This is a genomic window from Paraburkholderia edwinii, assembly GCF_019428685.1.
GTDB classification, from domain to species: domain Bacteria; phylum Pseudomonadota; class Gammaproteobacteria; order Burkholderiales; family Burkholderiaceae; genus Paraburkholderia; species Paraburkholderia edwinii.
Map to the genome: position 1 here is coordinate 1,339,644 of NZ_CP080095.1, position 26,366 is coordinate 1,366,009.

Annotated in this window: 19 protein-coding genes and 1 tRNA gene; 18 read left to right on the top strand and 2 right to left on the bottom strand. The window is 62.5% G+C overall.

The genetic code is table 11. The features are described from left to right. Positions 1–93 precede the first annotated feature (93 nt). Positions 94–1,404, top strand: a complete 1,311-nt coding sequence (gene serS, locus KZJ38_RS05840; protein ID WP_219799203.1) for a serine--tRNA ligase — start codon at positions 94–96, stop codon at positions 1,402–1,404. 212 nt (positions 1,405–1,616) lie between these two features. Further along, positions 1,617–1,707 (top strand) — tRNA-Ser (locus KZJ38_RS05845). 85 nt (positions 1,708–1,792) lie between these two features. Here KZJ38_RS05845 and KZJ38_RS05850 read toward each other — a convergent pair. Next, positions 1,793–2,476 carry a DUF3800 domain-containing protein gene (locus KZJ38_RS05850; RefSeq protein WP_219799204.1) on the bottom strand — a complete coding sequence of 228 codons (684 nt, stop codon included), beginning with the start codon at positions 2,474–2,476 and terminating at the stop codon, positions 1,793–1,795. Positions 2,477–3,094: 618 nt separating this feature from the next. Between KZJ38_RS05850 and KZJ38_RS05855 the strand changes: the two genes are divergently transcribed. Genes KZJ38_RS05855 through KZJ38_RS05880 form a run of 6 tightly spaced genes read left to right on the top strand, consistent with a single transcriptional unit; the run spans position 3,095 to position 9,612 of the window. Continuing rightward, complete coding sequence (locus KZJ38_RS05855) at positions 3,095–3,880, top strand: iron-containing redox enzyme family protein (RefSeq protein WP_219799205.1); 786 nt, start codon at positions 3,095–3,097, stop codon at positions 3,878–3,880. A gap of 47 nt (positions 3,881–3,927) precedes the next feature. Next, positions 3,928–5,262: an ATP-grasp domain-containing protein gene (locus KZJ38_RS05860; protein WP_219799206.1), complete on the top strand. Its 1,335-nt coding sequence runs from the start codon at positions 3,928–3,930 to the stop codon at positions 5,260–5,262. A gap of 11 nt (positions 5,263–5,273) precedes the next feature. Continuing rightward, positions 5,274–6,512 (top strand): MFS transporter, encoded by a 1,239-nt coding sequence (locus tag KZJ38_RS05865; protein ID WP_219799207.1) that lies wholly within the window; start codon positions 5,274–5,276, stop codon positions 6,510–6,512. A gap of 31 nt (positions 6,513–6,543) precedes the next feature. Continuing rightward, complete coding sequence (locus KZJ38_RS05870; RefSeq protein ID WP_219799208.1) at positions 6,544–7,326, top strand: 2OG-Fe(II)-dependent halogenase WelO5 family protein; 783 nt, start codon at positions 6,544–6,546, stop codon at positions 7,324–7,326. Next, positions 7,323–8,963 carry an ABC transporter substrate-binding protein gene (locus KZJ38_RS05875; RefSeq protein WP_219799209.1) on the top strand — a complete coding sequence of 547 codons (1,641 nt, stop codon included), beginning with the start codon at positions 7,323–7,325 and terminating at the stop codon, positions 8,961–8,963. The genes KZJ38_RS05870 and KZJ38_RS05875 overlap by 4 nt, the downstream gene beginning before the upstream one ends. Positions 8,964–9,012: 49 nt before the next feature. Then, positions 9,013–9,612: a LysE family translocator gene (locus KZJ38_RS05880; protein WP_219799210.1), complete on the top strand. Its 600-nt coding sequence runs from the start codon at positions 9,013–9,015 to the stop codon at positions 9,610–9,612. Between the two features lie 20 nt (positions 9,613–9,632). Here KZJ38_RS05880 and KZJ38_RS05885 read toward each other — a convergent pair whose 3' ends face one another. Next, positions 9,633–10,481: an AraC family transcriptional regulator gene (locus KZJ38_RS05885; protein WP_219799211.1), complete on the bottom strand. Its 849-nt coding sequence runs from the start codon at positions 10,479–10,481 to the stop codon at positions 9,633–9,635. A gap of 370 nt (positions 10,482–10,851) precedes the next feature. Between KZJ38_RS05885 and KZJ38_RS05890 the strand changes: the two genes are divergently transcribed. The 10 genes from KZJ38_RS05890 to KZJ38_RS05935 all read left to right on the top strand — a co-directional run bounded on the left by KZJ38_RS05890 (position 10,852) and on the right by KZJ38_RS05935 (position 26,326). Further along, a complete protein-coding gene (locus tag KZJ38_RS05890; protein ID WP_219799212.1) occupies positions 10,852–13,146 on the top strand; it encodes a PAS domain-containing hybrid sensor histidine kinase/response regulator in 2,295 nt (764 codons plus the stop codon). Positions 13,147–13,636: 490 nt separating this feature from the next. Next, on the top strand, positions 13,637–15,061 hold the full coding sequence (locus KZJ38_RS05895; RefSeq protein ID WP_219799213.1) for a two-component system sensor histidine kinase NtrB: 1,425 nt from the start codon (positions 13,637–13,639) through the stop codon (positions 15,059–15,061). Then, positions 15,058–15,747 (top strand): response regulator transcription factor, encoded by a 690-nt coding sequence (locus KZJ38_RS05900; RefSeq protein WP_219799214.1) that lies wholly within the window; start codon positions 15,058–15,060, stop codon positions 15,745–15,747. The genes KZJ38_RS05895 and KZJ38_RS05900 overlap by 4 nt, the downstream gene beginning before the upstream one ends. Positions 15,748–15,934: 187 nt before the next feature. After that, the gene (locus KZJ38_RS05905) at positions 15,935–16,321 is read left to right on the top strand and encodes a response regulator transcription factor (RefSeq protein WP_219799215.1); all 387 of its coding nucleotides are present in this window, start codon (positions 15,935–15,937) and stop codon (positions 16,319–16,321) included. A gap of 237 nt (positions 16,322–16,558) precedes the next feature. Then, positions 16,559–17,056: a YMGG-like glycine zipper-containing protein gene (locus KZJ38_RS05910; RefSeq protein ID WP_219799216.1), complete on the top strand. Its 498-nt coding sequence runs from the start codon at positions 16,559–16,561 to the stop codon at positions 17,054–17,056. Between the two features lie 49 nt (positions 17,057–17,105). After that, positions 17,106–18,524, top strand: a complete 1,419-nt coding sequence (locus tag KZJ38_RS05915; protein WP_219799217.1) for an efflux RND transporter periplasmic adaptor subunit — start codon at positions 17,106–17,108, stop codon at positions 18,522–18,524. A gap of 13 nt (positions 18,525–18,537) precedes the next feature. Then, entirely contained in the window at positions 18,538–21,807 is a 3,270-nt protein-coding gene (locus KZJ38_RS05920; protein ID WP_219799218.1) for an efflux RND transporter permease subunit, read from the top strand. 1 nt (position 21,808) lies between these two features. Further along, the gene (locus KZJ38_RS05925) at positions 21,809–23,290 is read left to right on the top strand and encodes an efflux transporter outer membrane subunit (protein ID WP_219799219.1); all 1,482 of its coding nucleotides are present in this window, start codon (positions 21,809–21,811) and stop codon (positions 23,288–23,290) included. Positions 23,291–23,304: 14 nt separating this feature from the next. Further along, positions 23,305–24,723, top strand: a complete 1,419-nt coding sequence (locus KZJ38_RS05930) for a paraquat-inducible protein A (RefSeq protein WP_219800137.1) — start codon at positions 23,305–23,307, stop codon at positions 24,721–24,723. Further along, positions 24,707–26,326 carry a PqiB family protein gene (locus KZJ38_RS05935; RefSeq protein ID WP_219799220.1) on the top strand — a complete coding sequence of 540 codons (1,620 nt, stop codon included), beginning with the start codon at positions 24,707–24,709 and terminating at the stop codon, positions 26,324–26,326. The genes KZJ38_RS05930 and KZJ38_RS05935 overlap by 17 nt, the downstream gene beginning before the upstream one ends. Positions 26,327–26,366: the final 40 nt, after the last annotated feature.

The following is a 26,366-nucleotide window of genomic DNA, read 5'->3' on the forward strand; positions in this document are numbered from 1 at the left end:
GCTCGCGGGCAGCGGGCGGGCACCGGCCACGCACCGGCCGTACGTGCCGGTGCGCTAGAATCGCAGCTTCACACAACGAATTTCCCCCTTGTCATGCTCGACATCCAGTTGCTGCGCAAAGATCTCGACGGCGTTGCGAAACGTCTCGCCGACCGCGGCTATGCCCTCGACGTCGCGGCGTTCTCCGCGCTCGAAGCGGAACGCCGCGCCATCCAGACCCGCACCGAAGAATTGCAGGCGCGCCGCAACAGTCTGTCCAAACAGATCGGCGCAATGAAAGGACGCGGCGAGGACACGTCGGCCGTGATGGCCGACGTGAGCGGTCTCGGCGACGAGATGAAGGCGTCCGCGGTGCAACTCGACGTGATCCAGACTCGCTTGTCGGATCTGCTGCTCGGCGTGCCGAACCTGCCGCACGAAAGCGTGCCGATCGGCAACGACGAATCGGGCAATGTCGAGGTGCGCCGCTGGGGCGCGCCGCGCCAGTTCGATTTCGAGGTCAAGGACCACGTCGATGTCGGCACGCCGCTCGGCCTCGATTTCGAAACCGGCGCGAAGCTCGCGGGCGCGCGCTTCACGATGCTGCGCGGCCAGATTGCGCGGCTGCATCGCGCGCTTGCGCAGTTCATGATCGACACGCACACGCAGCAGCACGGGTACACGGAAATCTACACGCCTTACATCGTGAACCCGGAGATTCTGTACGGCACCGGCCAGCTGCCGAAGTTCGCAGACGATATGTTCCGCGTCGAAAAGGGCGGCGGCGAGAGCACGGTCACGCAGTACCTGATTTCGACGTCGGAGATATCGCTGACCAACACGGTGCGCGAAAGCATCGTCGACGCGAACGCGCTGCCGATCAGGCTGACCGCCCATTCGCCGTGCTTCCGCTCGGAGGCGGGCGCATATGGCCGCGACACGCGCGGACTGATTCGCCAGCATCAGTTCGACAAGGTCGAGATGGTGCAGATCGTCGAGCCGCAGACATCGTATGACGCGCTCGAGCAGATGGTCGTACATGCCGAAACGATTCTGCAGAAGCTCGAACTGCCGTATCGCGTGATTACGCTGTGTACCGGCGATATGGGTTTCTCGGCGACGAAAACGTACGACCTCGAAGTGTGGCTGCCTGCGCAGAATACCTTTCGCGAGATTTCGAGCTGCTCGAATACCGAGGCCTTCCAGGCGCGCCGGATGCAGGCGCGCTTCCGCAATGCGCAGGGCAAGCCCGAACTCGTGCACACGCTGAACGGTTCGGGCCTCGCGGTCGGCCGCACGCTTGTCGCGGTGCTGGAGAACTTCCAGAACGCCGATGGTTCGGTGACGGTGCCGGCTGCGTTGCGGCCGTATCTGGGTGGCCTCGAGCGGTTGGAGGTGCCTGCGGCGGCAGGGGCAGCTGGCTAATCAGTGGACTGATACGGCAGCTTCTACCGGCCTTGCATCGTGCTCTTGTGCGCGATGTAAAAAGGGCTTGGAAACCGCATCCACCTGTTCTATAATCTTCGCTTCGCCAAGCAGCGACCCGCTTGGTGAGGCGGCTGGTGAAGCGTCCAAGTAGCTCTCAGGTATTGGCTTGAAGCGCTGCAAAGGCCGCTTCGAGCTTCCGCAGAATCCAAGGAAAGGTGGCAGAGAGGTCGAATGCGCCGGACTCGAAATCCGGTGTACGGTTATACCGTACCGTGGGTTCGAATCCCACCCTTTCCGCCAGGTATTAAAGTGAAGGCCCGTAAGTTAATGACTTACGGGCCTTTGTCTTTTCCAGTCGCTTATTTGGCCCGTCGCCGAGATCCGCTCAGCACAATTCCACCACCCGTTCATGCGTGGGGTTGTTGAAGAACAGGCGTCTCTCGGCCAGATAGGGCGCTGCAATCTGATACGCCGAACCTGTCCCATGCTCATGATGTGCCCACACGATGCTGGCCAGGATGTCGACGAATTGCAGCGGCAGGCTGTCCTTGCTTTCCCACGGCGTGGTTTGCAGCACAGTGTCGCCAATCGACGCGAGTTCCGTTGCAAGGTAGTCGTGCAGTCCATTCCTGTATTCAGCTTTCATCGACCGCGCATCCGGAATAAAGCTGACTGACTCGTAATCGCACATCAGGTCGAGAAGCAGGCACTTGACCAGATAGTTATATAAACCATTAGGATTGCGACGAAACGCTTCGTTCACGCTTCTCTTCCTGACCGTAATGGCAAGGAAGCGTATGTCGGGATGCTTTCTACGTACGTCGCACAGTGCCATTGCGAAGCGTTCACGCTCGCCGCTCGAAAGCGCGATGGACTTCAACTCGTTTTTCGCCGCGCGTCCGCGTTTCTTGTAAAGGCCTCGAACAACCCGATTGAGTACAGGCTCCTGGCCGTCTGGAATGACGGCGGCAGCCAGTGTGAAGCATTGGCTCGAGCCACCGTGGAGATACGGTTTGTTCAGCTTCCAGCCAAGACATCCACTTTCATCGAGATAGATCGTTACGCCCATAGGCTCGCAAGAAAAAATAGCCTCCCCGAATGGGGAGGCTATCGGATAGTGCGATACCCGGACCTGACGTACAGAACAGGTACGCTCACGGTTGCAGGCGCCAATTTTTCGCAGGCTACCCGGGCATATTTGAATCGCAACGCCGCTACACATTCAGTCTGCCATCGAGCGTCGCGCAGAGCAATCGTCGAGTGCAAAAAAAGTCACTGCAGAAGCGTGGCGACTCCTTCGTAGATCAGAAATCTCCCTCGAAACCCGTGTCTAATTTCCGTAATTCTTATGGATCAATCTATTGATTAGATTTGCTTAGATATTTCCTAAGATCCATTTGAAAATTCCGAACACCTTGGCGGTCACCACACACAGCGCCCAACTGCTGCTTCGACTCAAAGCCGCTTGCCCGACCCGAGGGTAATTTTCTTCAATACACACGCTTCGCCTCCCTATAACCTCTCGCCCGTGTCCCGATCGGACACACACGAGACCGCCGCAAAGGCAACAACAGTCTTCATCGGCAGCCTGACGGACCGGGCAGTGAGGCAACACAAGCTGTTCGAGGTCCCGGCCCAATGACATCGAGGCTTTGCCGGTGCAGGACCCAAACAAGGGAAGCTCAGCATGAGTCAACAGGAAATTCGATCAAGTCAGCATGCTGTTGAAGGACGGCGCTATCTGATTCCCGAAACGGAATATGGATACGACCATCCCGAAGTGATCTTCTGGACCCGTCACTTTATGAGCGAAGCCGAGAAACGCAACGTCTTCACCAATATCAAGACTGCGTTGCTCGATCGGAGATCGCATGGCGCCGCCCAAACGCTGGCCACCGCCTGGTACGATTTCACACGCTATGTGCCCACCTTTCTTACACGCGCCGTCGCCCAAAGCGGCGATCCGGAGCGTCAGCATCATCTGATTCAGATCGCGTACGACGAACTCGGTGGCCGCAACAAGGAGTTCATCCACTCGCGACTTTTCCTCAAGGCGATCGATGAGATCGGCGTGAAGGTCGTGGCCAGTGATTCAGGCGCATCGATTCGCGACGTCATTCAGGTACTCGACGCGACGCTCGCGCACACGGATAGCGAAGCCGGCATTATCGGCTTGCTGTTGAGCTTCGAAATCATCGCGGAAGAGAACATCGAGACGCTATTCGATGGCCTGTGCTACAGCGACGCCTGCAATGAGGCGCTGTCCGACTCGGCCTTCTTCAGGGTGCATCGCGCGGACGAAACCGAGCATATCCGGCATTCCGTGGCCAACTTCCTGCGGTTCTGCAATACGCAAGTCGAGCGCGAGGCGTTCAAGCAGTCGTTTGACCAGGGCATCGATTATTGGCGCCGATTCTGGGATCAGTGTGCGCGCCTGATTCATCTCGAGTCGAACTTGCGCACGTGCACGTGACGTATCCGTCCATCGATTGATAAAGAACAACACAAAAGGACACGTGCATGAAAACAGTCGTATTTATCGAAACGAATTTCAGCGGTCTCGATGCGATCGCCTGGTGCAAACAGCGCGGCTATCGGTCGGTGCTGGTGACCGACAATTTCGAGCGCTTCAGGAAGTGGTTTCCAGCGTCATCGCTCGCAAGGCTCGATCTCGTCGACAAGATTATCCATGTAGCGAACTCGAACGACCTCGAACTGGTGTCGAAGGCGCTCAGGAACGAAGTCGATTCGATCGACGCGTTGCTGACGTTCGCGGAAATCCGCACGCATATCGCGGCGCGTTTGTGCCGCGAGTTCGGTTTGCGAGGGGCGAATCCCGATGCAATCGAACTCGCACAGGATAAATACCGCTTCCGCCGAACGCTGCTCGCGAAAGGAGCAGACAGCGTGCGATGCAGAAAGATCGATAGCATTGAATTGCTGCCGGCGTTGCTGGCCGAGCCGGAAAGCGCGCCTGATTTCCCCTGCTTCGTGAAGCCCGTGCAGGGTCATTCGAGCATCGGTGCGATGGTCTGCCGTGGCCATTCGGATGTCGGCTCCGTGCTGCAGTCGTTGCGCCAAATCAACGAAGACTGGATCTCGCCGGCATTCGTCGTCGAAGACTATCTGGAAGGCGAACTCGTCAGCGCGGAAATCCTGACCACGGGCGCGGGGCAGCACCAGATCGTCGGTATCGCGGATCGCGATGTCGTAAACGGGTCCGTTGAAATCGGCGCTTCGTTTCCGTTTGTCGACGCTCACCGCGAAGCCGTCGAGCGAAAGGCTTGTGCGGCACTCGATGCGATCGGTTACGACTTCGGCGCGAGCCACGTCGAATTGATCGTTACGCGGGACGGGCCGCATCTGGTTGAAGTCAACACGCGCGTCGGCGGCAGCGGCCATTCGGTCATGCTGGATCTCGCGACATCACGGTCGATTGTCGGCGACTGCATCGAACTGTGCCTGGGCACGCTCGACATTGATTCGGGATCCGACGCCATTGGCGAAGCAGGCGGCCGAACGGGCGATGGAGCAGCCGCACGCCCCCCAATCGCTCGCGAACCGCAGCAACGCCTGTATCAGCCGCGCCGCGGGGCCGCATGGAAGTGCTTCGTCAGCACGACGCGTGGCAAGGTCGTCGCCATGCCTGCGATCGATGCGATCCGGGCGCAGCCCGGCGTGCACGAAGTCTGGCTGCATCGCGAGCCAGGCGACCCGGTGGTCGACGCGAACTCGAACTTCAGCTGGATCGCGCAGGTGATGTGCACCGGACGCGACCAGCACGAAGCCAAGCTGAACGCCGCGCGAGCCGTCGATTTCATCGCGACCCAAACAACCATCGCGTCGATCGGCTAGAGGCGGACGCAATGATCAAGCTCGATCGCGCCAGAGCCAACCTGTTGCTCAGCACTGCGGCATTCACCGTGTCATCGGCCGGATCGGTGCTGCTGCATATCGTGCTGGCCGTTTCCATCTATGCGAAGACCGGCTCCGGCCTGATGACGTCGGTCTTCATTTCGCTGCAATGGCTGCCGGCGATGCTCGTGGTGCTCGTTCGCAGCGACTGGAACGACGGCGTGGATCCGCGCGTGCGATGGTTCCGCCTCGAACTGGTCTCGGCGGCGCTGACCGTGCCCATCGCATCGATTCCCGATTCGGCTGGGTACGGGCCGATTATCGCGATTCTGCTTGTGCGCGGACTCGTGGACCAGGTGAACCGCATCAACAAGACCGTCGCGACGCGTGTGCTGTTCCCTCGTGCCAAAGCGACACACTACGCGTCGTTTCTGCAGTCGGGCTATCACGTCGGGATTGGATTTGCCGCTATCGCCGGCGTGCTCGTCGCCGATCGGCTCGAGGTTCGCGCCGTGGCGCTGCTCGATGCGATGACTTTCCTTGCGGCAGCCGGGCTCGTGTGGTTTACGCGCTGCATCGAGACGCGCGCGGAAGTGCCCCGCACCGCGCCTCAATCGCTCGTCGCACGCCTTGCCGAATATCGCAACGTGCTTGCCGGCGATCGGCGTCTTCTCGTCTGCGCGCTATTGCCGCCGCTGACCGCCACCTTCTTCCAGGGCACTTACAGCGTGTTGCAACCGATCTTTCCGGTGCAGCGCTTCGGCCTCGGTCCGGCGGCGGTGTCGATGTCCTATGTGCTCGCCAGCATAGGCATCGTTGCGGGCTCGGCGAGCTTCTCGTTCTTCTGCAGAAGAACGCGGCTGTTTGAGCAGCCGTTTGTGAAAGTGCGTCGACTGGCCGTCGCCTTGTCCGCGCTCGCCGCGCTGCTCTACGTCGGCACCGTCTGCGGCATGAGCGCTGTCACGAGTGGTGCGCTGTTCCTCGCGATGGTGGTCGTTTTCGAATTCCTGTGGATGATGGGTTACAGCGGCATGGTCGCGCTTGCGCCGAATGGTCGCCTCGGCTCGGTATTCGGCATCTCGTTCGCGCTCGGCTGTTTTCTTGCGAGCCTGCAGGCTGGGCTGGTCGGTGCGCTGATCGATCGCTTCGATGGCCGCTTCGTCGAACTGGTCAGCCTGTTGATGATGCTTTATCTGACGGTCGTCATATTTATCGCGTCGAGCGACCGGCAAACGGCGCGCGCTGTCTGAGCACACTTCGGCAATCAATGGAGAGACGAATATGGGTAACTGGATTCGCCGTCAGCTATGCGAATTAACCGAGTCAAATCTTGACTTGCTGCTGGACTTCAGAATTCCGGGAATTATCGTCGAGGGCTTTGTGCGACCCGATATCTGCGCGCAGGTCGCGGCACGCCTGCGCGAGCTGGAATTCGGCGATTACGCGCATCTGAACGATATTCCCGTGCATCACGTGGGCGTATGCCACAACCAGTGGGCGCACGACGACAAGTCCGTGTATTTCCGCAAGACGCAGGATGCGCAAGCGGCAATCGGACGCGTATATGAAGGCATCGGCGTCGATCCGGTGTGCATGGTTGCCGACGCCATCGCGGCGCGCGCGAACCGGCAAGTCGGTGTATTCGACGAACCGGGTTATGGCAAGTATTTCGCCGGCGCATTCCGGCGATTTCGTGGCCACGGACGTCTGCACGTCGACCATGCACCGAGCCATATCCGTCAGCCATGGGCCGTTACCCAGATCCAGCGGCAACTGACCTGGAACATCTATTACTGCATGCAGGGTCTCGGCGGCGAACTCGTGATCTACGACACCATTCATACGCCGCACAACGAGCGGTTCAAGGTACCAGGCGAATATTACTTTCCGTATGAGGTGCTCGAACGCGACGACCGCTTGCGTATCAAGCCTGCGGTCGGCGATCTGATCATTTTCAACACGCAGAACTTCCACGAAATTTTCGGCACGCCCGACGGAGAGCGCATCTCGCAGACGTCGTTTATCGGACTCAAGCAGGATGGTAGCCTGGGGTTGTGGTCATGACGGCCTATGTAGCCACGCGTATTTCCAGGCTGGCGCACGGCGTCGTGCGTGCCGGTTGTCTGCTTTTCGCGGCGAGCGTCAGCGGCTCAGCGGCGTATGCCGCGCCGGACGATACGCTCGTCTACTGTTCGGAGGGCAGTCCCGAATCGTTGAATCCGCAACTGATGCTGTCGGGCACGGCACGCAATGCGACTGCCACGACGATCTACGACCGGCTCGTGGACTTTCGCCCCGGCACCACGGAAATCGTGCCCGCACTCGCTGAAAGCTGGACGATCTCGGCCGACCAGAAAACGTATCTGTTCCGCTTGCGGCGCGGCGTGAAGTTTCACGGAACGGGGTTCTTCAAGCCAACACGCGATTTCAATGCCGACGACGTTGTGTTCTCGTTGAACCGGCAATGGAGAACCGATCATCCGTATCACAGGATGGGCGGCGGCAGCTATCAGTACTTCCAGGGTATGGGCATGGACAAGCTGATCGTGTCTGTCGAACGCGTCGACGCGCACTCGGTGCGCATCGTGCTGTCGCGACCGGACGCGCCATTCCTTGCGGACCTTGCGATGCCGTTCATGTCGATTCTGTCGGCCGAATACGGCGCGAAACTGCTCGAGCAAGGGCGCCCCGAAGACATCGACACCGAGCCCATCGGCACCGGTCCGTACGCGTTTCGCAGCTACGTCAAAGACAGCATGATCCGCTACGACGCGAATCCCCTGTACTGGCGTGGCGCGCCCGACATCGCGCATCTGGTGTTCGTGATCACGCCCAATGCGAGCGTGCGCGTGCAGAAGGTGCGGCGCGGCGAATGCCAGATCGCGGTCGCGCCGCCGCCAGCGGCGCTGCCCGCCATCCGCCAGGACAAGAGCCTCGTCTTGCGGGAGCAGGAGGGCCTCAACATCGGCTACCTCGCGATGAACACCGAAAAGCCGCCATTCAACAATGTGCTCGTACGCCGCGCAGTCGCACATGCGTTGAACCGTCAGGCCTATGTCGACGCGATTTTCCACGGCAATGCAAGACCCGCCATCAATCCGTATCCGCCAACGCTCTGGTCGTACACGGACCGCGTGCGCACCTATCCGCACGATCCGGCGAAGGCGCGTGCGCTACTCCGCGAAGCGGGCTACAGCGGCGGTTTCAGTGCAACGTTGTGGACCTTGCCGGTGAGTCGTCCGTACAACCCGAACGGTCGCACGATGGGCGAGATGATGCAGGCAGACCTCGCGCGTGTCGGCATCAAGGTCGAACTGGTCACCTACGACTGGCCGACCTATCTGAACAAGGTCAGGCGCGGTGAACACGACATGGCGCAACTGGGCTGGTCCGGCGATAACGGCGACCCCGACAACTTTCTCTACACGCTCTTTAGTTGCGACGCGGTGACCCGCGGTTCGAATAACGCGCGCTACTGCAGGACCGATTTCAACCGGCTGATCACGGACGCGCGCGCGACCTCCGACGTCAAGGCGCGCAGCGATCTCTACGCGCGCGCGCTCGCGATGCTGGCCGACGACGAACCGGTCGTGCCGCTGGTTCACTCGACCGTGTTCCGGCTCATGACCACGAGGGTTGCGGGCTATGTGATGAATCCGTTCGATATCGATTACTTCGCCGGCCTGACGCTAAAAGACTGAAAGACTGAAGACCGAAAGACTCTTGAACCACGCGACGGGAGAGACTCGAATGACCCTGTTCATCGCCATGTGCGTGTTTTCGCTGACGATGTCGATTTCCCCAGGACCGGTGAACATGGTGATCGTGTCGTCGGGGGCCAGCCACGGCTTCCGGCGCACGATACCGTTCGTCTCGGGCGCGACGATCGGCTTTACGCTGCTGCTGGTCGTGGTCGGCTTCTGGCTCATGCAGTTCGTGAGCGCGTATCCGGTTTTTCTGATGTATCTCGAACTGGTCGGCGCGGCGTTTATCGTGTACGTCGGGTACAAGATCGCATCGGCGTCGCCGGAAATCAGCGTCGCGCAGCAACGCACGCCGACCTTCGTCGAAGGCTTTCTGCTGCAATGGCTGAACCCGAAAGCGTGGATCGCTTGCGCATCGGGCGCGGCGCTGTTCTCGAGCACGCATGCCACGCTGGTCGCGTTTGTCAGCGTGTACTTCCTGATCTGCTATCTATCGCTCGCGGCATGGGCGGTATTGGGCGACCGTGTCGCCGTGTTGCTGCATAGCCGCCTGCGCATTCGTATCTTCAACCTGACGATGGGCGGCATGCTGATCGCGACGGCGGGCTATCTGATCTACGCGCAGGTCATGCGTCAGATGACGTAACCGGTGCCGTGTCCGGCATCTCATGTACGCCGGCGATACTGTCCCGGTGTGGCCGCCATGAATTGCCGGAACACACGCTGCAAATGCGCCTGATCGGAGAACCCCGCTTCGATCGCGACTTCGGCGATCGTTCGTCCGCGGCGCAGTTGCGTGCGGCAGTAGTCGATACGGCGGTTGATCAGATACATGTGCGGTGTCATCCCATAGCAGCGCTTGAACGCGCGAATCAGATAGGATGCCGACAATTCCGCCGCCGCACAGATCTCGTCGAGCTTCAGTGTGCGCGTGCAGTTTTCGCGAATATATTCGGCGGCGCGAGCCAGCTTGTAGTTGTGCTCGCTATTGGATTCGGGCACCGGATTCAGCCTGCGTTGCAGTTCGGCGAAGAAGGTCAGCAGGGCGCAGTGCTTGCGCAGCGGATCGACCGCGCCAGTTGTGAGCACCGTGTGAAGCTGGTTCAGTCCGCGGTACAGCTCGCCGCACGCGGTCAAGGCCGTCGAGAACATACGGAAATCGACCGACTTGCTGACACCGAGCTCGTGCTGCAGTCCGGCAAGCCACGGTACATCCACGTAAAGCATCCGGTACGACCAGGGCTCGCGGCCGAGCGGATTGCATGCATGCACGTCGCCGGGATTGATCACGACGACGCTTCCCACACCGATCGGCTCGCGCAAACGCTCGTTGATGTACGTGCACGCGCCATGCGTGATCACCCCGATCGAAAACGTCTCGTGCGTATGTTTCGCATAACAGACGTGACTGCCGTCATGCACCGCGCGCGCTTCGATGAACGGGAACGCGTCGTCGCGCCAGAAGCGCGGGACCATCGCATCGTGCAACGTTGAAGTGTCGACATTCTCTTTCATTCCAATGCATCACAAGGTTCGGATGTCATATCGAGCGGCGCCCGCCGCTTCTCTTCGATGAATCGCATCGATGATTCTCGCCGTTGATTTCCGTCGTTGACGTTTGTCATCAATTCCGCCGGGATCCGGCAACCGCTTAACGGTCGGGTACGTATTCTGCTACTCGCGGTCGCATAATGGGTGAATCTTGCGATGCCGTCTATGGCTGAATCCGGCATAAGATACGCATCATCCGCATACTTCCGATATTTCGATTCAATCAAGCCGCCCACTGGAAATTCAAACAGACAGTCCCATGGCAACCCGCGACAGGAAACCTGCATTAGTCGTCGCCGGCGACAAACACCAGATGCCGTCAGAACCACCCCCAATGGATGACGGAACATACAAGGCGCTCGTCGAAGGGAACGACCATTGCGCGCTTGCGATCCTCGATCGCGACGGCGTCGTGATCGGCTGGAATGTCGCCGCCGAGCGCTTGACGGGCCATACGCGCGCCGACGTGGCGGGACGTCATCTGTCGTTTCTGTACGCGGGCGCCGCGGCCGACGGCGGCCTTTCCGCGGAGGCGCTGGCGCGCCGCGATCTGCAGGGTGCTGCCTATCAGGGGCGTATCGAAGGCGAGCGCCGGTTGCGCCGCAACGACGGGACGCCGATCCATACCGGCGTGTCGATCAGTTCGGTGTCGCGCGAGGCCGGTGCGCTGGCCGGCTTCAACTGCCTGTTCACCGCGCGCGTCAACGACGTCGCGGGCGACGCGCTGCTAATCGATGCCAGTTCCGAGCGTTTCGCGCAGATTGTCCAGGACATCCAGGATTACGCGATCTTCATGCTCGATCGCGGCGGCCACGTGATGAGCTGGAATGCGGGGGCGCAGCATATCAAGGGTTACCGGCCCGACGAAATCATCGGACGGCACTTCTCGACTTTCTATTCGGCGGAAGACAAGGCAGCCGGCAAGCCCGAGCGCGAACTCGTGCTGGTCGAGCAGTACGGCCGCATCGAAGACGAAGGCTGGCGCATCCGCAAGGACGGCACGAAGTTCTGGGCCAATGTCGTGATCACCGCGCTGCGCGGCGCGGACGGACGCCTGCGCGGCTTTGCGAAGGTGACGCGCGACTTGACCGCGCGGCGCGCCGAAGAAGAAAAGCTGCGCCAGAGCGAAGAGCGCTTTCGCCTGATGGTCGAGTCGGTCAAGGATTATGCGATCTTCATGCTCGACGCGGACGGCAAGGTCGCGACCTGGAACGCGGGCGCGATGCAGATCAAGGGCTACCGGCGCGACGAGATCCTCGGCCGGCCGATCTCGGTGTTCTATAGCGCTGACGATAACGCCGCACTGAAGCCGCAGCGCGAGCTCGAGATTGCAGCCAAATTCGGCCGCATCGAGGACGAAGGCTGGCGCGTGCGCAAGGACGGCTCGATGTTCTGGGCCAATGTCGTGATTACCGCGGTGCGCGACAGCACCGGGCGGCTGCTCGGCTTCGCGAAGGTCACGCGCGACATGAGCGAACGCAAGCGCCTCGAAGAACTCGAGGTGTCGAGCCGCCGCATGAGCGAATTTCTCGCGACGCTGGCGCATGAACTGCGTAATCCGCTTGCGCCGGTGCGCAACGCGGTCAGCGCGATGCAGCTCGCGCCGAATACCGATCCGCTGCTGCGCCAATGCCGCGACGTGATCGACCGGCAGATCAACCATCTGACGCGCCTTGTCGACGATCTGCTCGACATCGGGCGCATCACGACCGGCAAGATCGAATTGCGCACGGCGGCGATCGAGATGCAGGAAGTGGTCGCGCGCAGCGTCGAAGCCGCGCGGCCGTTTACCGACGGGCGCGGACAGACCATCAAGGTCGTGATGCCGGCCACGCCGCTCATGGTGCGCGGCGATCTGACCCGGCTCGTGCAGGTGTTGCAGAACCTGTTGAACAACGCATCGAAGTTTTCGCCGAACGGCACGCAGATCTCGATTCACGTTGGAACCGAACGCCGCGCGGTTGTCGTGCGCGTGAAAGACCAGGGGCGCGGCATTCCCGAGCACGCGCTCAATTCGATCTTCGATCTGTTCATGCAGGAGGGGCACGCGCAGAACCCGACCGACACGGGCCTCGGCATCGGACTCACGTTATGCCGCTCGCTCGTCGAACTGCATGGCGGTGCGATTCAGGCCGCCAGCGCCGGGCGTGGGCAGGGCAGCACGTTCACCGTGCGGCTGCCGCTCGCGGCCGGCTCCGGCCCGGATCATGACGACGCGTTGCCGTCCGTCGCGCCGGGCGCGGACCGTACGGCGCTACGCGTGCTCGTGGTCGACGATAACCGCGATTCCGCCGATAGTCTGGCCGTGCTGCTCGAGATGAAAGGACACGAGGCACGCGTCGCGTACGACGGCGAAAGCGCGCTCGCCACGGCGAAGATATATCTGCCGCAACTCGTGCTGACCGATCTCGCGATGCCGAATGTCGATGGTTTCGGCCTGCTGCGCGAATTGCGCTCGAACCCGATGCTGTCGCTCACGCGTATCGTCGCGATGTCCGGTTTTGGCCAGTCGAGCGACCGTGAACAATCGCTTGCGGCAGGCTTCGATGCGCATCTCGTGAAACCGCTCGAAATGTCTGTGCTCAATGAGTTGCTCGAGAGCGTGTCGCGCCCTTCTTCGAATCGCTAATCGGACATATTCGATGCCGAATTAAGAATCCTCCGTTAAATAGCAAGGCTATTTAAGAATAAATGCGATTAATTCGGGGCCGCGATACGCGCCGCCGCGCATTAATCTGGGAAACTTTGTAATCGTCAGGCATTAAGGCCAAGAATCGCTTTACTATCGCCCTGTTTCTGCCTAGCATTAAGTTGCAATTTTTCCCTGAACAATTCGAATAGCGAAGTAAATGCCTACGCTGTCGCCTTGTGCGGCGTTGCACATTCTTGCGATTGCGCTGCACTGCGCACGCATCGGTCGAAATTCCACAGTTCCCAGTTAAGCGCAATCAGAACACGTTGTTGAAGTCGTCAGTGGTTCAAGCGATCGACGCATCGAGCAGTTGCCGGCAGCAACTGCATTGCTCCGGGCTCCGGCCGCCGTCATGCGTGTGCCGTCATGCGTCATCAGGCAGGCAAATCAGGTTGTCTTGTGCGAGCGTCGACGAGGTACGTAAGCCATGAACATCGCCATCTTTGCCGTCGCGAATGCGGTATCGCGTCTCAACCGGTTGCTGGGCACGCTGCTGGCCTCGTCCCGGGCTCTGCTGTTGCATCCACTGGCGCCTGCGCACGCAGGCACGCCGCTCGATGGAGCGGCGTCGCTCATTCATCTGTCATCGATCACCGGCCTCGAGCGGGAACCGCGAGCGGGAACCAGCGGCAATGCACGCCCCATCGTGCAGCGGACCGGGCGATTCGCGAAGGCGTGGCGCGCGATCTTCCGACGCGTTTCGGGAAAGGTTGCGCCCGATATGGCCGATGACTTTGCCGCGCTCGAACACGCACCGGTCGCAGCGTTCGTCGTCGACGCCGAGCGTCGGATCCTGCGCGCGAACGCGCAGGCCGAGCGGCTGTTCCAGTACCAGCGTGGCGATCTCGCTGGCCTCGCGGCGGAGTCGCTGGTTCCACATCTGCTCAGTGCCGCGCGCGAACGGCCGGACGCGCCGCGCGCGGCGGTGCAACCGTGTATGCAAGCGCTCATGCAACCCTCTGTGCAACCGGCCGCGCGTACCCGCGAAATGCGCGCGAAACGCCGCGACGGCAGCGAGTTTCCGGTGGAGATCGCGACCGGCACGCTGCGTTACGGCGGCCATGACGCGACGCTAGCGTTCGTCACCGACCGCACCGAGCGCTACGAACTGAGGCACGACCGCCAGGAGCTCGCGCATCTGACGCGCGTGTCGACACTCGGCGAACTGGCCGGCTCGCTAGCGCACGAACTGAATCAGCCGTTGACGGCGATCCTGAGCAACGTGCAGGCCGCGCAACGCTTTATCGATCTCGATCCGCCCGAGCTCATCGAAGTGCGCGAAATCCTCAAGGACATCGTCGACGACAGTCGCCGCGCGAGCGAAGTGATTCGCCGCATTCGCGCGTTCGTGAAGAAGGACGAACTGCAACTCGTGCGGCTCGATGTCGGCGACGTATTGCGCGATGTCGTGCAACTCGTGCGCAGCGACGCGATCGTGCGCGGCGTGCATCTGTCGGTCGACATCGACGACGATCTGCCGCCGGTGCGCGGCGACAAGATCCAGCTGCAGCAGGTCGTGCTGAATCTGCTCGTCAATGCGTTCGACGCGATGCGTGGTTGCGATGCGCTCGAACGCACCGTCAGCGCATTCGCGGGACTCGATCGCGACGGCAATGTGCGCATTGCGATTCGCGACTGTGGAGAAGGGATCGCCGCGGATCGGCTCGAGCGCATCTTCAAGCCGTTCGTTACGTCGAAAGCGCAGGGGCTTGGCCTCGGTCTGTCGATCAGCCGCTCGATCGTCGACATGCATCGCGGCCGCTTATGGGCTGAAAACAATACCAACAAAGGCATGACGTTCTACGTCGTGCTGCCGCCATGGAGCGGGCCGGAAACGGCGCGACAATCATGATATTCAACGAATGCAATGTGACGGGCGCACGTGATGCGATGGTCTATGTCGTCGACGACGAAGCGAGTGTGCGCCGCGCCCTGACCCGACTCATCCGGTCGGCCGGTTATCGCGTCGATGCGTATGGATCGGCTTGCGAGTTTCTCGCGCAGGCGCTGTCGTGCGCGCGTGACGAGCGCCGCCAGGCCGACGAGGTTCCGGCCTGCATCGTGCTCGATGTACAGATGCCCGATCTGAGCGGGCTTGAGTTGCAGCGCGAACTGCCCGCGTCATTGCCGACCGTCTTCCTCACGGGGCACGGCGATATCGCCATGACGGTCGGCGCGCTCAAGGCCGGCGCCGCCGATTTTCTGACCAAGCCCGTGTGCGACGTCGACCTGCTGCGCGCGATCGACGAGGCGCTCGTGCGGTCCGCCGATGCGCTGCGAAGTCTGCGCGAGTTGCGCGACTTGAAGAGCCGCGTCGAACGCCTGACGCCTCGCGAACGCGAAGTGATGGAGCTCGTCGTCATGGGTCGCCTCAACAAGCAGGTGGCCTGCGAACTCGGCACCGTCGAGAAGACGGTTAAGGCGCATCGCGCGCGCGTGATGCAGAAGATGGAAGTCAACTCGCTCGCGGAACTCGTGCGCGTGGCCGACAAGGTTGCCCGCGCCGGCGCCACGTTCAATCAGTCTTCGCACGACTAAACGCCTGCTTCACCGCCGGCCCTCGCCGCGCTCCACGCAATCCGGCCGGCCCGGCCGCCATCGAAAACCGCCCGGCGCCGTACGGGACCAAGGTCCAATACCGCTCGCGCACGCCGTCTCATAGTCTATTGCAGGGAACGCATTTGCAGACGTCGCATGCGCGTTGCCGGTCACCGGACTATTCAAAATGGGCGCTGCCAAACCATTCGTTGTAGTGGTTGACGACGATGCATCGGTGGGCCGGGCGATCAAACGATTGTTGCGCTCTGTCGGGATCGTGGCCGACACGTTTGCGAGCGGCGATGAATTTCTGGACATGTTGTCGTCCATGCCCTCGTATCGTCCCGATTGCGTGATTCTCGATGTGCAGATGCCCGGTTCGAACGGACTCGAGGTCCAGCGGCGGCTGGCCGGTCATGCTGTGCCTGTCATTTTCATCACCGCGCACGACGACGCCGGCGTGCGCGACGAAGCGCTTGCCGCGGGCGCTGTCGCGTATCTGCGCAAGCCGTTCAACGACGCGCTTTTCATCCGCACCGTCTGCGCGGCGCTCGATATCGAGGTGCCGCGCTGACGGGCCGCATGCCCTTCATCGCTCACGCACCGTACACGCGCAAACACAGGCACAAGCAAAAGCCATGGAAGCTATTGGACCAAGGTCCAATTGTCTTCGAAGAGGGCGACTTCCAATATTGACAGCATCGGAACTTGCCCCCTTTGGGACGGCAGGCGTCAAGGCATGCCCGCGCCGCGCGTAAGCGCCGAGGCGTAACGGCGACGCAGACAGATTATCGATTGAGGATTTGCAAACATGGAACCAGCAACGCGGATCGCGCCTTTGCTGGCCGCCTCCGTGCTCGCGCTTACCGCGATCGCGGTGGCGCTGCCGGCAGCGGCTCAGCAGCCGATCATCTATCCCGCAAAGGGGCAAAGCGCACAGCAGCAGGCAAGCGATATGGGGCAGTGCCAGGCATGGGCTAAACAGAACACCGGTGTCGATCCGGCCGCCATGGCGCAACACGCGGCGAATCAGCCGCCGGCGCAGCAGCCGAGCGGTGGGCGCGTGCGCGGCGCGGCAGGCGGCGCGGCGGTGGGCGCCGCAGTCGGTGCGATCGCCGGCGATGCGGGCAAGGGCGCCGCGATCGGCGCGGCGGGCGGTGCGGTCGGCGGCGGCATGCGCCAGCGCCGTCAGGCCCAGTCACAGCAGCAGCAACAGCAGGCAACGCAACAGCAGGCATCGCAGGAACTCGCGACTTACAACCGGGCACTGTCGGCATGCATGTCCGGGCGCGGCTACACCATTCAGTGACGTTCCGCGTGTCAGTCGATGAGCGTGGCGATCAGACGGAGCAAACATAATGAATCGATCGTTTGAGCGCGATGTGCCGGTGCCGCACGCCGTGTCGAGGGTCCGGCGTGCAAGCTGGTGGTTGCCGTTTGCCGCGGCCGTCGTGCTGCTGGGCGGCTGCAAGAAGGCGCCGCCCGAGGCGCAGCGGCCACCCGTCGACGTGACCATCGTCACCGTCGAGCAGAAGGCGACACCCGTCGATTTCGACTTCACCGCACAAACGGAAAGCTCGCGCGAAGTGGAAATCCGCGCACGCGTCGAGGGCTTCCTCGACAAGCGCATGTACACCGAAGGCGCGCTCGTGAAGGCGGGCCAGACGATGTTCATCATGGACCGCAAACCGTTTGAGGCCGCCTTGCAGACGGCCAAGGGCGAGCTTGCGCAGCAGCAGGCGCGCCTCACGGTCACGAAGGCGAACCTCGCGCGCGTGGTGCCGCTTGCCGCGCAAAACGCGTTGAGCAAGAAAGACCTCGACGACGCGGTCGGCAACGAGAAGGAAGCGGAGGCCGCGGTGATCGCGGCGAAGGGGCAGGTGCAGACCGCCGAGCTGAACCTCAGCTATACGATCATCAAATCGCCGTTGCTCGGCCTGTCGAGCTATGCGCGCCAGCAGGAAGGCAGCTATGTGACGCCGACTCAGGGAGGCTTGCTGACCTACGTGTATCAGCTCGATCCGATGTGGGTGAACTTCAGCATCTCCGAAAACGAGCTGTTGCGCTATCGCGAGCAGATCGCCAAAGGGCAATTGCGCTTTCCGCCGCAGAACAGATTTGACGTGACGGTGATCCTTGCCGATGGCTCGATGTACCCGCAGCAAGGACATATCGATTTCACGAACCCTGCGTTCAGCTCGGAGACCGGCACGTTCCTCGTGCGTGCGGTGTTTGCGAACCCGAATGGCACCTTGCGTCCGGGGCAGTTCGTGCGCGCGCGCGTGTCGGGCGCGGTTCGGCCGGATGCGATTCTCGTGCCGCAGCGCGCGGTGCTGCAGGGATCGAAGAGCCACTTTGTGTGGGTACTCGATAAAGAATCGAAGCCGCACCAGCGGGTGGTCGACGTCGGCGACTGGCACGGCACCGGCTGGTTCATCACGCAAGGCTTGCGCCCGGGCGAGCGCGTCATCGTCGACGGCGCGATTCGCGTGAACGCCGATTCGCGCATCAAGGTGACGGGAACCGCGGCACCGAGCGATCTGCCCGCATCGGCGCCGGTTCAGCAGGACGCCAACGCGCCAAAGCCGGCGGCGAGCGAGCCCGCGTCGGCCGCCGGGGCGAGTGTGTTGCCGCATGAGCGACGGCATGCGGTGCCCGATGTTCAACTCGCACAGCGGCGCGACGAGGAAGGCGCGGGCGACGGCGCGAACTTCGGTGCGAACACCCACGCGCACCCAGGCGCGAGCGGCCGTGCTGGCAACAGCGTGACCAGGTGAGCGAGCCGAGCCGATGAACATCTCCCACTTCTGCATCGACCGGCCGATTTTCGCATCGGTCATATCGATCATCATCACGCTCGGCGGCGCGCTGACGATGCTTGCGCTGCCGATTGCCCAATACCCGGACATCACGCCGCCGCAAATCACCGTCACCGCGACCTATCCGGGCGCGAGCGCGGACGTGGTCGCCAACAACGTCGCCGCGCCGATCGAGCAGCAGGTCAACGGCGCCGACAACATGATCTACATGAGCTCGTCGAGTTCGTCGACGGGCAACCTGACGATCAACGCGTATTTCCAGATCGGCACGAACCCGGAACTCGCGCAGGTCGACGTGCAGAACCGTGTGAATCTCGCCTTGCCGCAATTGCCGCAGTCGGTGCAGGCGCAGGGCGTGTCGGTGCAGAAGAAGTCGCAGGCGTTCATGATGGTGATCGCGATCTATTCGCCGACCGAGCGCTACGATTCGACCTATATCGCGAACTACGCAAACATCTACGTGCTCGATGCGTTAAAGCGCATTCCCGGCGCGAATCAGTCGAGCATCTTCGGCACCCCCGACTACGCAATGCGGATCTGGCTGCGGCCGGACCGGATGGCGCAACTGGGTATCACCGCGTCGGACGTGCAGAACGCGGTTGCAAACCAGAACCAGCAGTTCGCGGTCGGCCGCCTCGGTCAGTCGCCGACCGGCAACGCGGTCGAGCAGTCGTTCGCGGTCACGACCACCGGGCGCCTCACCGAACCGTCCGAGTTCGAGAACATCATCATCCGCGCGCAGAGCGGCGGCGCCGCCATCGTGCGGTTGAGGGACATCGGCCGCGCGGAACTCGGGCAAAAGGATTATTCGATCCGCAGCAAGTTCCAGGGCAAGCCCGCGACGGTGATCGCCGTCTATCAGCAGCCGGGCGCGAATGCACTCGACGTGTCGAACGCGGTGCGCAAGACGCTCGAGGAGATGAAGAAGACGTTCCCCGAAGGGATCGACTACAAGATCGCGATGGACACGACCGAGTTCACGCGCGCGTCGATCACCGACGTGGTTCATACGTTCTTCGAAGCGGTCATTCTCGTTGTGATTGTGGTGTTCGTGTTTCTGCAGAATCTGCGTGCGACGCTGATTCCCGTGCTCGCGGTGCCGGTGTCGATCGTCGGCACCTTCATGGGGATGGCCGCGCTCGGTTTCTCGATCAACATGCTGACGTTATTCGGCATGGTGCTCGCGATCGGTATCGTCGTCGACGATGCGATCGTCGTGATCGAAAACGTCGAGCGCAATATGACCGTGCTCAAGCTCGATCCGAAGACCGCCGCGAAGCAAGCGATGGACGAGGTGGCGGGCCCGGTTGTCGCGATCGTGCTCGTGCTGTGCGCGGTGTTCGTCCCGGTTGCGTTTATCGGCGGCATTACCGGGCAGATGTACAAGCAGTTCGCCATTACGATTGCGATCTCGGTGGTGATCTCCGGCCTCGTCGCACTGACCTTGTCGCCGGCGCTCGCCGCGTTGCTGCTCAAGCCGCATCATGGTGAGAAGCGCGGCTTTTTCCGCTGGTTCGAAAGGCAGTTCGCGCGGATGACAGCCGGTTATACGCGCGCGGTGCGGCTCATGATCAAGCGCTTCGCCATCGGCCTTCTGATTTTCGCCGGCATGATCGCGCTCGCCGTATGGATGATGCGCACCGTCCCTGGCGCATTTCTGCCGCCTGAAGACCAGGGCTATCTGCTCGGCGCGGTCATCATGCCCGATGCGGCGAGTCTCGATCGCACCGGCGAAGTGTCGCAGCACGTGACCGACTACTTCATGAAAGAGCCGGCAGTCGACAGCGTGACCATCGTCGACGGTTATAGCCTGCTCGACAGCCAGACAAAGAACAATGCGTCGACCTTCTTCATCGGCTTCAAGTCTTTCGACGAGCGCTATTCGTCGGCGAACATCCGCACGCAGAATGCGCGCGCGGTGCTCGTCAACGCGTACAAGGCGCTGTCGCAGGTGAAGGAAGGGATTATCGTGCCTCTCAATCCGCCGGCAATTCCAGGCCTCGGCACGACCGGCGGCACTGAAGTGTGGATCCAGAGCAAGGGCGATGCGACGGTCGCGCAGTATGCGGCGGTGGTCAACGAGTTCCTCGAGAAGGCGAAGCAGCGCCCCGAGCTGTCCGGCGTCACCTCGACGTTCAATGCGTCTTCGCAGCAATTGCTCGTGAACGTCGACCGCGACAAGGCCGTCACGCTCGGCGTGCCTGTCGAAGCCGTCTACAGCGCCATGCAGACGATGTTCGGCTCGCTCTATGTGTCGCAGTTCAATCGCAACAGCCGGTTGTGGCAGGTCATTCTGCAGGCCGAGCCGCAATATCGCCTGAAGCCGGAAGATCTGACGCAGGTGTTCGTGCGCAGCAATACCAACAACATGGTGCCGTTGAAGTCCGTGGTCACCTACAAGTACGTGACCGGCCCCGATCTGATCACGCGCTTTAACAACTATCCGGCCGTCAAGATCACGACGAACGCGGCGCCCGGCTACAGCTCGGGCCAGGTGATTCAGACGCTCGAGGAAATCGGCGCGCAGATGCCGGAAGGCTATGCGCTCGCATGGAGCGGCGAGGCGTACGAAGCGAAGCAGGCGGGCGGCACGTCGGGGCTCGTGTTCGTGTTCGGCCTCGTGATGGTGTTCCTGATCCTCGCCGCGCAGTACGAAAAGTGGAACCTGCCGGTCGGCGTGCTGATGGCGGTGCCGTTCGCGATCTTCGGTGCGCTGCTTGCGATTATGCTGCGCGGACTAAACAACGACGTGTACTTCCAGATCGGCCTGACGATGCTGGTCGCGCTTGCCGCGAAGAACGCGATTCTGATCTTCGAGTTCGCCGTGTTGAACCGGCAGTCCGGCAAGTCGGTGTTCGATGCAACGATGCTCGCCGCCGAAGAGCGTCTGCGCCCGATCGTGATGACCTCGCTCGCGTTCATTCTCGGGTGCGTGCCGCTCGCGATCGCCACCGGCGCATCGGCGAACAGCCGGCATTCGATCGGCACCGGCGTGATCGGCGGGATGCTCGGCGCGACGGCGATCGCGGTGTTCTTTATCCCGATGTTCTTCTACGTGCTGGAGACGTGGTCCGACAAGCGCAAGGCGAAGAAGACCACGGGTTCGGCAGGCGACGGACCGTCGACGCCGACTTCAGGGTCGGGACCGGCACAGGGTCCAGGCGCGGGCCCAAGCTCAGGCCCAGGCCCGGCCCCGGGCGGACCGCATGTGACGCCGTCCGCACGTCGCGAGGATGAATGACATGCGACACTCGCTACGCTCACTTGTCGCGGCATCCGTGCTTGCATTCACGCTGTCGGGGTGTCTGCTCGGGCCGAACTATCAGCGGCCGGCGATCGACACCCCGGCGACGTTCCGCTTCCAGGAAGGCGAAGCCGAAGACCTCGCGAATACCGAATGGTGGAAGCAGTTCAACGATCCGGTGCTCAACGACCTGATCGCCACGGCGCTTGCCGACAACAAGGATGTGAAGGTTGCCGCCGCGCGCGTCGACCAGTTTCTCGGCCAGTTCTGGAGCACGCGCTCGGCGCTGCTGCCGCAAGTCGGCGCGGGCTTCGATGCGTCGCGCCAGCGCGTCTCGCAGATCGGGCCGACGCCGATATTCTCGAACGGAGCGGTCTTCAACAACTTCGAGGCGCAACTCAACGCGTCATGGGAAATCGATCTGTTCGGACGCAACCGGCGCCTGACCGAATCGGCGCGCGCCAGCCTGCTGTCGACCGAGGAAGGGCGGCGCGGGACGATCCTGACGCTGGTATCGTCGGTCGCGTCGTCGTATATCGCGCTGCTGAGTTTCGATCGCCAGCTCGAGATCGCGAAGGCGACCACGCAAAGCCGCGCGGAATCGGTCCACGTGTTCCAGCTGCGCTTCGATGCCGGCGAGGTATCGCAAATGGAACTCGCGCAGAGCCAGTCCGAATATGAAGCGTCGGCCGCGGTGATTCCGCAGGTGGAAGCGGAGATTGCCCAGCAGGAAGACGCGCTGTCGGTGCTGCTTGGCCACAACCCCGGACCGATCCTGCGTGGCCACGATCTCGCGACGCTCGGCACGCCCGCGGTGCCGGCGGGCCTGCCGTCCGACCTGCTGCAGCGCCGTCCGGATCTGCGCCAGGCCGAGCAGGACCTGGTCGCGGCCAATGCGCTGATCGGCGCCGCGCGCGCCTTGTACTTTCCGCAGATTTCGCTGACCGGTTTGCTCGGCACGCAGAGCAGCCAGATCTCGAACCTTTTCACCGGACCGTCCAAACTGTGGTCGTTTGCCGGGACGGTCACCCAGCCGATCTTCACCGGCGGCAATATCGCGGGGCAGGTGAAGCAGGCCGAGGCCCAGCAGCAACAAGCGCTGTACACGTATCAGAAGGCGATCCAGACCGCGTTCCAGGAAGTGGACGACGCGCTGATCTCATCGCAGAAGCTGCGCGAGCAGTTCCTCACGCAAGGGCGCCAGGTCGACGCGCTGCGCACGTACTCGCGCATGGCGCGGCTGCGCTACGAAGGCGGCTATACGAGCTACATCGAAGTGCTCGATGCGGAGCGCAGCCTGTTCAACGCGGAACTGAGCCAAACGCAGACGCAGCAGGCCGTGCTGACGGCATACGTGTCGCTGTACAAGGCGATGGGCGGCGGCTGGGTCATCGATGCGGAAAACATGACGACGCAACAGTCGTCGCGCACCGACGCGCAGCCCGCGCCCGGCGATACACCGGCGGAGAACGTCAAATGAGTTCCGCACACGGCATGCTGGAAGGCACGGACCCGGGGTCCGGCGGCGCCGCAGGCTCCGGCGCCGTCGAGGGCGTGATCGCGTGTCACGAGTGCGACCTGCTGCAGCGTGAACGGCCGTTGCCCGTCAATGGCGTGCTGCGCTGTTGCCGTTGCCACGCGGCGCTGTACCGGCGTCAGACGGGCGGCCTCGACCGCTCGCTCGCGTACGCGCTGGCGGCGCTTGCGCTGTTCGTGCTCGCGAACGCATTCCCGATCGTCGGTCTGTCGGTCAACGGCGATCTCGTCGAGACCACGCTATTCGGCTCGGTTTACGTGCTGTATCGCGACGGCATGTGGCCGCTCGCCGTGCTGATCTTCGTGACGACGCTGCTGATGCCGATGCTGCAGGCGGCCGGCATCGTCTGGCTGTTGCTGCCGTTGCGGCTCGGCCGCCGGCCGTATCGCGCCGAATCCGTGTTCCGGATGCTGCATGTCGCGCAGTCGTGGGGCATGACCGAGGTGCTGATTCTCGGCCTGCTCGTCGCGCTCGTGAAGCTCGCGCATATCGCGAGCGTCGTCCCCGATACCGCGTTGTGGTCGTTCGGCGCGCTGATGCTGCTGCTCGCCGCGGCCGCCGCCGCATTCGATCCGCGCGATCTGTGGGCGCGGCTCGAAGGGCCGCCCGATGTCGCGCTGCATGGCGGGGGGGGCGCGGGTGGCTCTGCAGGTGGATCTGCGGGCGCGTCTTCAGGTGGCTCTGCAGATACGTCTGCCACGGCCACGCCCGCGCATTTGCCGGCATCGGCATCGTTCCCCGCGCGCACCGCTGCCGGTTGTCTGCGCTGCGTGTGCCACGACTGCGGCCTGCTGTCCGCGCCGCTTGCCGACGCGCATCAGCACGACTTGCGCTGCACGCGTTGCGGCAGCCGCCTGCATCTGCGCAAGCCGAACAGCCTCGCGCGCACATGGGCGCTCCTGCTGGCCGCGCTGGTGCTGTATCTACCGGCGAACCTGCTGCCCGTGATGCACACGAGCTCGCTGTTCGGCGCGCAGAAGGACACGATCATGAGCGGCGTCGTCTACCTGTGGACGTCCGGTTCGTGGCCGCTCGCGGCGCTCGTGTTTATCGCCAGCATCGCCGTGCCGATGCTGAAAATTCTCGCGATCGGCTTTCTCGCCGCTTCGGCGAACCTGCGTTCGCGCTGGCAGCCGGTGCAACGTGCGCGCATCTACCGGATCGTCGAACTGGTCGGCCGCTGGTCGATGCTCGACATCTACGTGATCGCAATCCTCACCGCACTCGTGCAGTTCAATGCGCTCGCGACGATTACCGCGGGCCCCGCAGCGATCGCATTCGGCGCAGTCGTCGTATTGACGATGTTTGCCGCGATGTCGTTCGACCCGCGGCTTACCTGGGATGCAAGGCAAACCACACATGGCACGTCCTCCTGATTCTCCACCGCCCGGGCTGCCCGACGCGGTCCCTGTTACGCGTTCGCGCTGGCGTGTCCAGTGGATCTGGATCGTGCCGGTGGTCGCGGTGCTGATCGGCGTCTGGCTTGCCGCGCAGGCGATCCTGCAGCAAGGCCCGACCATCACGATCAGCTTCAAGACCGGCGACGGACTCGAAGCCGGCAAGACAAAGATCAAGTTCAAGGATGTCGACATCGGCGTCGTGAAGAGCGTCGCGCTGTCGCCAGACTATTCGCGCGTGATCGCGACGGCCGAACTCTCGCGCGACGCGTCGAAGATGCTGGTCGACGATACGCGCTTCTGGGTCGTGCGCCCGCGCGTGTCGGGCGGCACCGTGTCCGGTATCGGCACGCTGCTTTCCGGCGCGTATATCGGCACGGATATCGGCGTGTCGAAGCGCGAGCGGCACGACTACACCGGTCTTGAAACGCCGCCCGTCATCGCGAGCGACGTGCCGGGCCGCGAGTACGTGCTGAAGAGCGAGGACCTCGGCTCGATCGCGATCGGCACGCCGATCTTTTTCCGCCGCCTGCAGGTCGGGCAGGTCACGTCGTACGAACTGGATAAGAACGGCAAGGCCATCACGATGCGGGTGTTCATCAATGCGCCGTACGACAAATTTGTCGTCGCTGATACGCGCTTCTGGCACGCGAGCGGCGTGGATGTCTCGCTGAACACCGAAGGCGTGAAGGTCAATACGCAGTCACTCGTGTCGATTCTGGTCGGCGGCCTTGCGTTCCAGACGCCGCCGGGCGCGCGCGACGACGAACCGCAGGCGCCCGCGAAGACGACCTTCGAACTCTTCAGCGACCGTGCCGAAGCGATGAAGATGCACGATCGCATCGTTGAAACCTACGCGTTCAATTTCAAGGAGTCGGTGCGCGGGCTCGTGGTCGGTGCGCCGGTCGAATTCCGCGGCATTCCGATCGGCGAGGTGGTGGCGATCCACACGCGTTTCGATCCGGTCACGAAGCAGTTCAGCATTCCGGTGACCATCAGGCTTTATCCGGAGCGCTTCACGTCGCGGCTGGAAAACGAACCGCGCGGCGGCAGGCTGTCGCGCTCGCCGCAGGAGATGGCCGATTTCCTCGTGTCGCGCGGCATGCGCGGTCAGCTGAAGACGGGCAGCCTGATTACCGGCCAGCTGTATATCGCGCTCGATTTCTTCCCGAACGCGCCCAAGGCGCAGGTGGACTGGGAACGCAGCCCGCCCGAGCTGCCGACCGTGTCGAGCGGGCTGCAGTCGCTGCAGGACTCGATTACCAATCTGATCGAGCGCATGAACAAGATCCCGTTCGAGGCGATCGGCAATAACGCGAAGCAGACGCTTGCGCGCGCCGATGTGCTGTTGAAGAACCTCGATACGCAACTGGTGCCGCAGGCGCGCGACACGCTGACGGCGGCGCGCACGACGCTCGATTCGGCCAATACCGCGTTGCAGCCCGATTCGGCGCTGCAGCAGGACACGGCCGATGCGATTCGCGAGCTGTCGCGTACGGCCGCGTCGCTGCGCGCGCTCGCGGAATATCTCGAACGGCATCCGGAGGCGTTGATCCGGGGCAAACCGGAGGACAAAAAGTGATGCGTTCGATGCACGTGAGAAGTGATGTCCGAGCACCGGC